Below are 11,707 nucleotides of genomic sequence, written 5' to 3'. Positions count from 1 at the left end.
GACAATCTCGCCACGTTGCTGGCGAACGAGAGGGGAGCACATGGCCACCCGGAAGAAGAAGGTCGCGACAAGGCCGGGGAAGAACGCCGGGACGAGGAAGGACACAAAGGCGCTCGGAGCGAAGAAGACCGCAAGGAAGAAGGATGCTGCAGTGAGGAGGACCTCCGCGGCGAAGCGCTCGAAGCGTGGTTTGAAGGCGAAGCGCGTGATCCTCGCGGAGTTCGTTGTGAGCGTCGTGCAGAGCCTCGTGACGGTTAGCTCACGCGGGCTGCCTGAGCCCGGGCACAACCGCTGGACGAATCAGGCGATGCGTCAAGGCTTCTCCTGGCGGCGCGGCAACGTGTCGTTCCGGGTGAGCGAAGACGCCGGGGACGTGCCTTTCGAGGTGGCTACGGCGGACACGCTGCGAGTCTCGCCTCGGGCGTTTCGCGCGATCGTCGTCCCGTTCGAAGCGGCGAAGGGCGGCATCGAGATCTGCGACATGTATTACGGGAGCGTGCATCCGATCGATCTACCGGCCGGTCACTACGCGCTGCTCTTCGAGATGGAATATCGCAATCCCTCCCCCGACCTCGAATCTTCGGAGGACAAGCCCGTGAGTTGCCGGGTGACCTTCGTCCCTTCCAAAAACGTGAGTACCGCCATTCACAAGAAGGATGCCGAACTTCAGCCGCCGAAGGTCCTCACCCTCGATGGCCAGCCCGCTTGAGAGCCGACATGAGACTGACAGAACTCCTGGTGGGCCACAGCGCCGATGACCAGGGCGCTGCCGCTCGCAGGAACGTGGAGCGGGCGTCGCTCGACGAGCTCCTCGACGCGCTTGACCTCGAGCCACTTGGCGAATGGGCGCTCCTTCACATTACCCACGAGTTGACCCACCGCGGAGCGGAGATCATTGCGCCGATTGCGGCAAGACTTGTGGCGCGTCCCATACGGCCCGGGACATATGGGCTCACCGAGGCGCTGACAGAGCTCTTTCGCTACGAGCTTGATACTGCGGGGCCCGCGATCGTCCGCGCTCTCATCGAGGGTGGGGAGGCGGCCCTCCGCGCCGGGGCAAGCTCGCGTGACGCCGGAACTTATCTCATACAGCTTGCCGACTGCGCCCGGATGGCCGAGCGGCCACTGCCCGAAGCACGGCCGCTGGCGCTTGCCTTCCTCGAAAGAGCCCAAGGCGAAGCGGACCCCTACCGCTTCGGTGTCGACAACGCGGCATCTCTCGTCGGCGGCGAACCCGGTGGGGCGAGCGGAGGAGGTCAGTGATGAGGCAGAACAGCCGCATGAACAGCTACTTTTGTTGTTGCCAAAATCGGCCAATCCGCTCGACAGCGAGGTGCATCTTGTGCCTGGCCGAAGGGTTGGCCGAATGAATGGAGATGCGCGGTGGGACAAAGCCGCGTGTCGCCACAGCCTCTTCGATCCAACACAAGACATCATATCCAGTCCCATGGAGATCGTCCCCCAAGTCGTGGTCGAGGCTCAGGTCCGTCACCTGGCCGGTTTCCAGAAGAGCGATGGTGTCCTCTGGCCAGCGTGCTGGCACCCAGCCGACGGGCGTCGCCCGTTCATCATCGAGGTAGACCTTCAAGGGATTTCCCGTGGGAGCGACCATCACCCCTCCACTCGAAATGAGTCGGGGTGAGGGTCATCGTACTCTCCGGGTGGGGCGCCTTGCCCGCGCAGCCATCGAGCCGCACCATAAGTCGCTGAAGGGCGGCTTTCCATCCATTGAGGGCCTGTGGGTTCGGCCTGTTCCGGAGCCGGCTCGCGTGCCTGGTGGCTCGTGGTGTATGGGCCCGCGAGCCCCAGGGCGGTGTAGACGCGGCGCTCGCGGCGCTGGAGGCCACCACCGCACTGGAGGCTCAATGCCGAATCCGCAGCAGCCCTACGGCGCGAACATGCGGAGGCGGATGTAGCCGTAGTCGGCGTTGGCCGGCGTGACCTCGGGCATTGCGACGATGAGCTGACCTGTGCTGGTCAGGGCTACCGCCATGTCGGTGGTGCCGCAGCTGTAGGGTTCCCCGCTGAGATAGTGGGTTCCGAACGAACCGAGGTGATTGTCCACCGGAGCCCAGGCCGTACCATTCCACCTTCGGAGGAAGCGGCCGGTCTGATGATAGGGTGCATCCTCGAGCCAGAGGACCGTGGCAGTCCCGGCGCTATCGATCCGCAATACCGGAGCAATGGTGCGGTCCACGGGACCAGACCGGCCCTTCAGCCCGGTGGTCGAGGTGCTCCCCCAGGCGCCGTTCTGCTCGCGCACCACGGCAATGGCACCGTCTTTGATATAGGCCACCCAGGGAGTGCCGTCCGGAGCAAGCGCCAGTGACGGGTGCTCGGACGAGTTGTTGTTGGAGGGCAACTGCGTTCCCACTCGCACCCACTGGCCGTTGTTGCGGCGGAAGACGTGGGCAAAGGCCTTTCCGGCCAGCGTGCCGCGCACGTAGGTCTCACTCCACGCCACCACGATGCGGCCGCTCGGATCCACGGCGATCTCAGGCCGGAGCTTTTCCAGGAACGTGTTCTTCATCTCCGCGCCTAGCGCACCGACCGCGTCGCCCACCTGCTCCCAGGCCGTCCCGTTGAACTGGTAGACGTGCACGCGTGCGTCTTCAAGGGAGAGGTTCACCATCAAGACAGCGAGGACGGGCTGGCCCTGTTTGTTGAGGGCAGAGGCGACCGACAAGGCGCCGTAATTCTGAAGGCACACACGGCCTCCCACGTCCGCCCAGGCTGCCCCGTTCCAGCGCATCGTGCGGACGCACCGCCCAGAGAGGCCGTCAGGACTCTGATCGGTGAACGACACCACGGGGGCGCCTGACGCATCCACCATGATTGTCGGATTCAGCGAGTAGGCGTCGCCCAGCGGGCCTCCGAGCCGCTCATAGGTGCTGCCCGTCCACCGCGCGATATTGATGTCGTAGTCCTGCTCCCAGGCAAAGACCGGCCGATTGGCCCCGTCCACCGCCAGCGCAGGTGTGCTCGAGAGACGGGTGGACTTGGCCAGGGGGCTTCCTCCCAGCCAGCTCCACTTGGAGGGTGTCACCTCGATGGCGGAGACCACCGGCGGCTGAGAGCCAGCATACGAGCTGATCTGCAGCGACAGGGCGCCGTCTACGACGGGAACGTCGAAGAAGAGCGTGTACGAGCGCAGCGGGGTGACCAGGCCCTGGTACTGGTCCACATAGCTCCAGTTCTCGGCATCGATACGCATGTTGCGAGGGGCGGCCAGATTTCGCTGCGGCTCGATGAGGAGAAACTGGACGGTGTAGAGACCCGGCCCTGGGACGGGGATCTCGTAGAGGATATCCGGAACGCCGATACGCATGGACTGATACAGCCCGTCGTTCTCCGTGCCGGAGATGGGCTCCGTCGTCGTAAAGGCCGTTGCATAACCCTGGTAACCGGTGTCCGCCTGCCAGAGACGGCCATAGGTATCCGTGAACGCGCCGCCGCCCACGTTGATGCGGATCGGCAAGGTCACTACGGCTTGTTCCTGCTGGGCCAAGGGTGCGGACTCTTCTTGGAGCTCCGCACCACCACAAGCAACCAGCCACGCAGCGCCCAAGAGGCAAGGCACCATCCAGAGGGCCGCGCTCACGCGCTCCCGGGTCTTCTTCCTATCCATGGGGGTTCTCCGAGCCCTTCGAGGGCTCTCCGGCGCGGCACCTCGATTGGTGCCCGCTTGCGTGAATACACGGGAGAATTCACCCGGGAATTCACCGTTAGCTGGGAATTAAGGGTCTGCTCTTCGATAACGCTCAGTTATCGAAGAGCACGACGCGGGGCAGGCAGGCCGGGACAACGGACCCGTGTGCGTTCGAGAGAGCGATCCAACTCGGTCGAGCGCGTTTCCGTATTCCCGCCTTGGCGATTGGGTTGTTGAGACAGCAACAATCGGCACCTGCGGGGCGACTGGAGCCGCTTTGACAGGGCCCGGAGGGGGTTGCTAAAGCACCTCTCCGTCTACATCCTTTGGTTGTTCCTTTGCGCTCAGAAAACCCCTGTCCAACGGTCTGGATCCTCGACGACAGCCCCACAGAGACAGAGTTCATCCGAGCGGCACTTGCCCCCACATGCACCGTCTTATGTTTCAAGGACGGTGCCACGCTGCTGGAGGCGCTCGAAGCTTCCCCGCCTCTGGACGTGGTGGTGCTGGACTGGGAAATGCCGGGCCTCTCCGGCATCGAAGTGTGTGAGTACCTTCGCAACAACCGCTCCACCGCGACCTTGCCCGTCCTTCTGCTGACCTCGCATCAAAGGCCGGAAGACGTTGCGAGAGGGATCCTGGCGGGAGCCAACGATTACGTCTTCAAGCCCTTCAAGCCCGTGGAGCTCGTGGCACGCGTGCATGGACTGGTGCGGCGTGATCGGCTGCAGAGGCAGGTGGTCGCAGATGAGCGCGCAAGCCGGCTGCTGGCAGAGGAAGCGCTCCAAGTGGCCCAGGTTTCCGAGGAGCATTCCCGAAGTATGGCGGCCACAACCGCCCAGCTCCTCGAGCGCGCGCACCAGACCCAGCGAGAGGTGGAGACACGTGAAGCGCAGCTTCTCCAGCGCGCCGACTTCGAGCGCCGGCTGATCGGAATCGTCAGCCACGATCTGCGCAATCCCTTGAGCGCCATTGGGCTGACGGCCTCTGCCTTGGTTCGCCAGATTTCTGACGAGCGCCACCGACAGAGCGTTCAGCGCATCCTCCTGGCTGCCGAGCGGGCCTCGCGGATGATCCGTGACCTCCTGGACTTCACACGGGCTCGGCAGGGGGGTGGCATCCTCATTGAGCGAAGGGCTTTGGACCTGCCTGTGTTGGTGCGCGCAGTCGTTGACGAGCTGGGGGCCGTCTATCCGAATAGGTCCATCGTCGTAGAGCACAGTGGACATGGAGCAGGGACGTGGGACCCGGATCGGCTAGAGCAGGTCCTCTCCAACATGCTCGTCAACGCGCTCCACTACAGCGCCCCCGGCTCTCCCGTGAAGGTGACAACGCGGGATGAAGCGGACACCGTACTGCTCGAGGTCCACAACACCGGTACTCCCATTCCCCCCGATCTGCTCCCCCGGATCTTTGAGCCGATGGAACGCGGCTCGAACCTTTCGGATCAGGCGGGACGAAGCATCGGCCTGGGGCTCTATATCGTTCGCCATCTCGTGCAGGCACATGGCGGGACTGTGACCGTCCGCTCGACCGCAACCGAGGGGACGACCTTCTCGGTGCGGCTGCCGATCCAGCCTCCAGAGAAGCAAGGCCAGGTCCCCCCTTCATTCCTCCCCTGAGCTCAAGCCCCATTGATTGAGCCGCTGGCCCGGGGGCTCAGCCTGGTGACGACGCGGTGCGCGTGCGAGTATCTTGAGGAGCTGCGCGCCCTGGACGAGCTGTCCGCCGAGATGAGCCTGAGTGGGCTGACGCAGAACCGGGTGTCCATGCACTTCGCCTCCTCCCGATGGCTCCTCCCCCTGCTGGCAGCGGCAGTGATGCTGCTCTGCTGGGGCGCGGGCTCGGCGCTCGGACTGCTCCCGGTGACCGCCGTGCCCTCCCCAAGCGCGGTGCTCCAGTGCTTCCAGGAGGAGTTGCTCAGTGGCCGGCTCCTTCGGGATATCGTTGCCTCGCTGTTCCGTGTGGCTGTCGGGCTCTCGCTCGCGACGGCGCTCGCGGTGCCGCTCGGGCTGGGGCTCGGCCACTACCGCCCGCTGCGCGAAGCCCTCTTGCCCACCGTCAACTTCCTCCGCAGCCTGTCTCCTCTGGCGTGGATCCCCTTCGCCATCCTCTGGTTCGGGATCGGTGATGCGTCGTCCATCTTCCTCATTTTCCTGGCGGCCTTCTGCCCGCTGGCCATCTCGGTGGCGGCCGCGGTGGCGAACGTCCCCGCGGTCTACTTCCGCCTGGGACGGGAGTACGGCTGGAGCGGGCCCAGCCTGCTCCTCCGGGTCACGCTGCCCGCCATCACCCCGCAGCTCATTACCGCGCTCCGGGTCGCGGCGGGTATCTCCTGGGTCGTGGTCGTGGCTGCAGAGATGATCGCGGGGCGTGACGGGCTCGGCTTCATGATCTGGGACGCCCGGAACGGACTGCGGACCGATCTGCTCGTGTGCGGGATGATCGTCATCGGCTTGATCGGCGTCCTGCTCGACCAGGCGCTCTTCCAGCTCAGCACTTTTCCCAGCGTCCGGTGGGGCTATGAACGCTAGCGTGCTCCAGCTCGACAGCGTCTCTCACCACTATGGGCCGCTCGAGGTCCTCCGCGACGTGAGCCTGACCGTCCGCCAGGGTGAATTCGTGGCGATCGTGGGCCCCTCTGGCTGCGGGAAGACGACGCTGCTCAGCCTCGTCTCGGGTGTCGAGCGCCCCACGCGAGGGCGTATCTCCCACCAGGGGACCCTGCGGACCGTCTACCAGCAAGAGGGGCTGCTGCCCTGGCTGACCGTGCGGGAGAACATCTTCCATGGGCTGTCCCACCTGCCGACGCAGAGCGAGCGGCTGGCGCGAATCGAGCAGTGGCTCGCGCACACCCGGCTCGATGGGTTCGGAGACCACTACCCCCACCAGCTCTCGGGGGGAATGCGGCAGCGAGCCCAGTTGGCCCGGGTGCTCGCGGGCAACGCCGACCTCCTCCTGCTGGATGAGCCCTTCTCGGCGCTCGACTACCAGACCCGCCTGAGCATGCGCCACGAGCTGTGCAACGCCCTGGCCGTGCGCCCCAGCACGGTAGTCTTCGTCACGCATGACCTCGAGGAAGCGGTGACGCTCGCGGATCGCGTCCTCGTGCTCTCGGAGCGCCCCGCCCGCATCCTCTCCACCCACACCCCTTCGCTGGCACGCCCCCGCTCCACCTCGCACCCCGAGGTGGGCCAATTGATCGAGCACATCATCGGCGAGCTCAAGCTGGGCGGACCCGCGCCAGCCGGTCCCCGAGTTCCCTTCTCCCAGGAGTTGACCTCATGAAGCGCTCCACGGTGTTCATCGCCGTCTTCGTCACCGCGCTTGTCGGGCTGGGAGTGCTGCGGAGCCGCCTGAGCGGCGACCACCCAGCGGCGGGAACCGGCTCGGACACGCGGGAGGTGCTCAAGGTCGGGTACCTCCCAGTCACCTGCCACCTGACGTGCCCGGTCACGGACTTCGCGTCCAAGACCAGCCCCTCGGCTCGTTTCGAGTCGAAACGCTTCGCGTCGTTTCCGGAGATGGCTGAGGCCATCAAGACAGGCGCGCTGGACGCGACCTTCATGATCCTCCCGCTGGCGATGAAGCTGCGCGAGCAGGGAGTCCCCGTGAAGATCGCCTACCTGGGCCACAGAGACGGTTCGACCGTCATCGTCCGCAAGGACTTCCCTGGCAGCGATCTGCGCGCCCTCAAGGGCAAGCGCCTGGCCATCCCCATGCGCTACAGCAACCAGAACATCGTCATCCACAAGCTCATGGAGAATCTGGGGATGGCCCCGGACGATATCGAGTTCGTCGAGCTTCCCCCTCCCGACATGCCGGTGGCGCTCGCGAGCCACTCCATTGATGCGTACTTCGTGGGCGAGCCGCACGCCGCGCGCGCGGAGCTGGATGGGACCGGCCGGGTGCTCCACCACGCCAAGGACATCTGGCCTGACTTCATCTCCTGTGGACTGGTGGTCACCGAGCGGCTGATCTCGGAGAAACCGGAGCTGCTCCGGGAGCTCGTCCGCGGTATCGCCAGCTCGGGGGCCTGGATCGAAGGCCACCGCGAAGAGGCGGCCCGGCTCGCCGTCCCGTACTTCCGCCAGAAGGAAGAGGTGATCCGCTATGTCCTCACCGTGCCCAAGGATCGGGTGAGATACCAACGGCTCACGCCTGAGGAGGCAGAGCTGCAAAAGATCCACGACCTCGGCCAGAAGCTGGGGATCTTCTCGAAGCCTCTGTCGATGTCGGAGATGGTCGACCGCCGCTTCATTCCCGAGCGCATCGAGCCCGCCGTGATCGAGGTGCCCGCCGAGTCCCTCTGACGCCCCAGCCGAAATATTTCGTCATCATTCCGAAGCTTTACGGACATGGGCGGCTGAGAAGGTCAGCCTGCGCGGCTCAGGGGTGGGTCTGTCCATGCGGGTACGCACATGAGATCCTAGAATCCCTCCAGAGCCCCTGAGCTGCGTTCTTCTTCAGGGGGCCGGAACGATGGATACACAGCCGATGACGCGCACCACGACCGAGGAAGGGACCGTCCAGGTCCTGTTGGTGGAGGATGACGAACGGCTCGCCCGCCTCACGGCTCGCTACCTCCAGGAGCATGGGATCGTGGTCACCGTCGCCCGAACCGGCACCGAGGGGCTGACCGAAGCCAGCCACCATGCCTACGACGTCATCCTCCTGGACCTCATGCTCCCCGGGAAGGACGGCCTGGAGGTCTGCCGGGAGCTGCGCACACGCAGCGACGTGCCCATCATCATGGTCACCGCCCGTGGCGAGGAGATCGATCGGGTGATTGGCCTGGAGAGCGGGGCGGATGACTACCTGCCCAAGCCGTACTCCTCGCGGGAGCTGGTGGCTCGCATCCGCGCCCAGGTGCGGCGAGCCCGGGGACATGCGGGCCCCTCCACCCAGCCCATCCAGGCCGGCCGGCTGCAGCTCGATCCGCGCAGCCTCACCGCCACGCTGGATGGCAAGGCCCTGGCGCTGACGAGCTACGAGTTCACCCTCCTGCGTGCCCTGGCCGAGCGCGCGGGCCGCGTGCTCAGCCGCGAGCAGATCCTGGACCTCGTCAAGGGCAGCGCGGACGAGGTGTTCGACCGCTCCATCGACGTGCACATCTTCCGCCTCCGCCAGAAGCTGGAGGAGGACCCGCGCAACCCCAAGCTGCTCAAGACGGTGCGCGGCGCGGGCTACATGCTGGCCCGGGGTGACGAGGCATGAGCCTGCCCCGGCTCCGGCTGCCCAGCTCGCTGCTGCTGCGGATCTACCTGGTCGGTATCGCCCAGTTCGTCCTCATCGTCACCGTGGTGTTCAGCACCCGGGATCTGATCGCGGAGCCACCGCCGATGCGGCGGGGCCCGTCTCAGTTCATGCCCTACTTCATCAACCAGTGGGCGCCGCTCCTGGAACAGCCCGAGGCGCTGGACCAGTCGCTGCAACAGGCGGAGCAATACTTCGATCAGAAGGTGACGATCCGCACCCTGGACGGCCAGGTTCTCGCCTCCACCGCCTCTCCCCCTTTCGAAGAGGTGTCCCGCGAAGCCCTCGAGCGGATCTCCCGGGATCGCGCGCTCCGGGAGCGTGAGCCACGCGACCGCGAGCCCCCACGCGACCGCGAGCCCCCACGCGACAAGGAGCGTCCCCGCATCGTCCTGCCCATCCCGCTGGAAGGTCCCCCCGTGGCCTATGCGGTGATCCGGCACGCCAATCCGATGGGCCCGCCTCCCATCAACTTCGCGGTGCTCATCTTCCTCGTGCTCGCGTGCACGGCCGTCACCTCCGTGATCTTCGCGCGGACTCTGGCTGTGCCCCTGCAGCACCTGGCCCAGGTGACGCGCTCCTTCGGTGCAGGCAACCTGAGGGCTCGCACGGGCGTGCGCCGGCGCGACGAGCTGGGCCAGGTGGCCGTGGCCTTCGACGAGATGGCTGAGCGCATCACCCACCTGCTGCGCTCGCAGAGGGAGCTGATCGCCAACGTCTCGCACGAGCTGCGCACCCCGCTGGCTCGCATCCGCGTGGCGCTGGATCTGGCCACCGATGGAGACGAGGCCCTGGCGCGCGAGTCGCTCGCGGACATCACCACGGACCTGACCGAGCTGGAGCGGCTGGTGGAGGACGTGCTCACCGCGGCCCGGCTGGATCTCGCCACGGGGCAGACGCCGGGCGCCACCCCGCCTCTGCGCAAGGAGCGAGTCGAGGCGCAGGCCTTGCTGGACAAAGCCGCCGCGCGCTTCCGAACGGCCCGCCCGAGCCACACGCTGGAGCTGAGCACGGAAGGGACCCTGCCCACCCTGGACGCGGATCCCATGCTCCTGCGCCGCGCGCTCGACAACCTGCTGGACAACGCGGGCAAGTATTCCGAGCCCGGCACCCAGGTCCGGCTGCTCGCCCGGTCCACGGACTCAGGCCTCCAGCTGGAGATCGCGGACCAGGGGATCGGCATCGATCCGAACGATCTGCCTCACCTCTTCACCCCGTTCTTCCGCAGCGACCGAAGCCGTGCGCGGACCACGGGTGGCGTGGGCCTGGGGCTCGCCCTGGCCCGCCGCATCGTCACCGCGCATGGCGGCACGCTCACGCTGGAGAGCCAGCCCGGTGCCGGCACCACCGCTCGGATTGTGCTGCCCGCAGCTCCCGCGCTCGAGGCCTCGGCGGAGGAGCAGCCAGCCAGCCCTGGGGAGCGCACCCGTCATCTTTCGTAATCCGGCGGAGATTCACCGCAACGCGGGACCTCATACACCTGTCAGGTATGAGGCCCGTTACCGAACTGACACGCAAAGAAGCGTTTTCCCCCCCACCCCGCCCCGTCTCGGCTGAGCCCAAGAAGCATGCGTCCCTGCCTGCGCGCTGGGGCTGGTGGCTGGCCGCCGTGATCGCATCAGCGCTCGTGACGGCGTGGTGGCTCAAGCGCCCGGGTCCTGAGGCCGCGGCCGCCTACGAGACCACGCCCGTGGAGCGGCGGAGCATCGAGGCCAAGGTCACGGCCACGGGGACACTGTCCGCCCTCGTGACGGTGCAGGTGGGCAGCCAGGTCTCCGGCCGCATCCAGGAGATCCTCGTCGACTACAACTCGCCCGTGAAGAAGGGGCAGGTGATCGCCCGGATCGATCCACAGCTCTATCAGGCGGCCGTGGAGCGCAGCCGCGCGAGCGTGCTGGTCGCGAAGGCCAACCTGCAGCGGGCCAAGGTGGAGGCGGAGAACGCACGCCGCCAGGCCGCGCGCTCCAAGGAGCTGCGGGACAAGCAGTTCATCGCCCAGGCGGAGCTGGAGACCTCCGAGGCCAGCGCCGCCTCCGCCCAGACGCAGGTGGCCTCCGCCGAGGCCTCGCTGTCCCAGGCCCAGGCCGCGCTCAACGAGGCCGAGGTGAACCTCAAGTACACCACCATCGTGTCCCCCACGGACGGCATCGTCATCTCCCGCAGTGTAGACGTGGGGCAGACGGTGGCCGCCTCGCTGCAGGCCCCCACCCTGTTCACCATCGCCGAGGACCTGCGGAAGATGCAGGTGGACACCAGCGTGGGTGAAGCCGACGTGGGCCGCCTGCAGCCGGGCATGCGCGCCGCCTTCACCGTAGACGCCTATCCGGGCGAGCGCTTCGAGGGCACCATCCGGCAGATCCGGAACGCGGCCCAGACGGTGCAGAACGTCGTCACCTACGACGCCGTCATCGACCTGGAGAACCCCGAGCTCAAGCTCAAGCCGGGCATGACGGCCAACGTCACCATCATCACCGCGCAGCGGCCGGACGCGCTCGCGGTGCCCAACGCGGGGCTGCGCTTCCGGCCAGCCGCCACCACCGCCGCCAGTGGTCCGGTGCCTGCAGCGGGACAGAAGGCAGGTGGCAAGACGCTCTTCGTGCTGCGAGACGGGCAGGCCGCCCCGGTGCCCGTGAAGACCGGGCTGACGGATGGCTCGGTGACGGAGGTGGTCGAGGGCGAGCTGCGCGAGGGCGATCGGATCATCACTGCGATGGCCACGGGCGCGCAGGGTTCGGCCGCCACGAAGAGCCCGCAACAGGCAGGCAAGCCCCCGGGCATGCGGGGTCCATTCTAGGGCGTGGA

11 protein-coding genes are annotated in these 11,707 nt (G+C 66.7%); 9 read left to right on the top strand and 2 right to left on the bottom strand.

Annotated elements, in window-relative coordinates; genetic code table 11:
• Positions 1 to 40 precede the first annotated feature (40 nt).
• Both comJ and DB31_RS30380 read left to right on the top strand, forming a co-directional pair.
• Positions 41 to 709 (top strand): competence protein ComJ, encoded by a 669-nt coding sequence (gene comJ, locus DB31_RS30385; protein ID WP_044193838.1) that lies wholly within the window; start codon positions 41 to 43, stop codon positions 707 to 709.
• A gap of 8 nt (positions 710 to 717) precedes the next feature.
• Positions 718 to 1,263, top strand: coding sequence for a hypothetical protein (locus DB31_RS30380; RefSeq protein WP_044193836.1), 546 nt, complete (start codon positions 718 to 720; stop codon positions 1,261 to 1,263).
• Between the two features lie 25 nt (positions 1,264 to 1,288).
• On the opposite strand, the gene DB31_RS30375 is transcribed toward DB31_RS30380, so the two are convergent.
• On the bottom strand, positions 1,289 to 1,588 hold the full coding sequence (locus tag DB31_RS30375; RefSeq protein ID WP_044194076.1) for a cyclic-phosphate processing receiver domain-containing protein: 300 nt from the start codon (positions 1,586 to 1,588) through the stop codon (positions 1,289 to 1,291).
• A gap of 297 nt (positions 1,589 to 1,885) precedes the next feature.
• On the bottom strand, positions 1,886 to 3,484 hold the full coding sequence (locus DB31_RS30370) for a malectin domain-containing carbohydrate-binding protein (protein WP_169787116.1): 1,599 nt from the start codon (positions 3,482 to 3,484) through the stop codon (positions 1,886 to 1,888).
• Between the two features lie 491 nt (positions 3,485 to 3,975).
• On the opposite strand from DB31_RS30370, the gene DB31_RS30365 reads away from it, so the two are divergent.
• The 7 genes from DB31_RS30365 to DB31_RS30335 all read left to right on the top strand — a co-directional run bounded on the left by DB31_RS30365 (position 3,976) and on the right by DB31_RS30335 (position 11,699).
• Positions 3,976 to 5,271 carry a hybrid sensor histidine kinase/response regulator gene (locus DB31_RS30365; RefSeq protein ID WP_338034333.1) on the top strand — a complete coding sequence of 432 codons (1,296 nt, stop codon included), beginning with the start codon at positions 3,976 to 3,978 and terminating at the stop codon, positions 5,269 to 5,271.
• Between the two features lie 12 nt (positions 5,272 to 5,283).
• Positions 5,284 to 6,183, top strand: coding sequence for an ABC transporter permease (locus tag DB31_RS30360; RefSeq protein WP_157232242.1), 900 nt, complete (start codon positions 5,284 to 5,286; stop codon positions 6,181 to 6,183).
• Positions 6,173 to 6,937, top strand: coding sequence for an ABC transporter ATP-binding protein (locus DB31_RS30355; RefSeq protein ID WP_044193831.1), 765 nt, complete (start codon positions 6,173 to 6,175; stop codon positions 6,935 to 6,937). The genes DB31_RS30360 and DB31_RS30355 overlap by 11 nt, the downstream gene beginning before the upstream one ends.
• The gene (locus tag DB31_RS30350) at positions 6,934 to 7,962 is read left to right on the top strand and encodes an ABC transporter substrate-binding protein (protein ID WP_052420359.1); all 1,029 of its coding nucleotides are present in this window, start codon (positions 6,934 to 6,936) and stop codon (positions 7,960 to 7,962) included. Before DB31_RS30355 ends, DB31_RS30350 begins: the two co-directional genes overlap by 4 nt.
• A gap of 184 nt (positions 7,963 to 8,146) precedes the next feature.
• Positions 8,147 to 8,866, top strand: coding sequence for a response regulator transcription factor (locus DB31_RS30345; RefSeq protein ID WP_044193830.1), 720 nt, complete (start codon positions 8,147 to 8,149; stop codon positions 8,864 to 8,866).
• The gene (locus tag DB31_RS30340; protein WP_044193828.1) at positions 8,863 to 10,347 is read left to right on the top strand and encodes a sensor histidine kinase; all 1,485 of its coding nucleotides are present in this window, start codon (positions 8,863 to 8,865) and stop codon (positions 10,345 to 10,347) included. The genes DB31_RS30345 and DB31_RS30340 overlap by 4 nt, the downstream gene beginning before the upstream one ends.
• A 167-nt stretch (positions 10,348 to 10,514) precedes the next feature.
• Positions 10,515 to 11,699 (top strand): efflux RND transporter periplasmic adaptor subunit, encoded by a 1,185-nt coding sequence (locus DB31_RS30335; protein ID WP_052420358.1) that lies wholly within the window; start codon positions 10,515 to 10,517, stop codon positions 11,697 to 11,699.
• The last annotated feature ends 8 nt before the right edge of the window (positions 11,700 to 11,707 follow it).

The organism is Hyalangium minutum (assembly GCF_000737315.1).
In the GTDB taxonomy this organism is placed as follows: domain Bacteria; phylum Myxococcota; class Myxococcia; order Myxococcales; family Myxococcaceae; genus Hyalangium; species Hyalangium minutum.
The sequence above is the reverse complement of the archived record's forward strand: the minus strand, read 5'-3'. Positions and strand labels throughout refer to the sequence as shown.

Excerpts from the sequence above, each read along its gene's own strand:
- comJ (WP_044193838.1), top strand. The coding sequence starts at position 41 with ATGGCCACCCGGAAGAAGAAGGTCGCGACAAGGCCGGGGAAGAACGCC.
- DB31_RS30380 (WP_044193836.1), top strand. The coding sequence starts at position 718 with ATGAGACTGACAGAACTCCTGGTGGGCCACAGCGCCGATGACCAGGGC.
- DB31_RS30350 (WP_052420359.1), top strand. The coding sequence starts at position 6,934 with ATGAAGCGCTCCACGGTGTTCATCGCCGTCTTCGTCACCGCGCTTGTC.
- DB31_RS30345 (WP_044193830.1), top strand. The coding sequence starts at position 8,147 with ATGACGCGCACCACGACCGAGGAAGGGACCGTCCAGGTCCTGTTGGTG.
- DB31_RS30340 (WP_044193828.1), top strand. The coding sequence starts at position 8,863 with ATGAGCCTGCCCCGGCTCCGGCTGCCCAGCTCGCTGCTGCTGCGGATC.
- DB31_RS30355 (WP_044193831.1), top strand. The coding sequence starts at position 6,173 with ATGAACGCTAGCGTGCTCCAGCTCGACAGCGTCTCTCACCACTATGGG.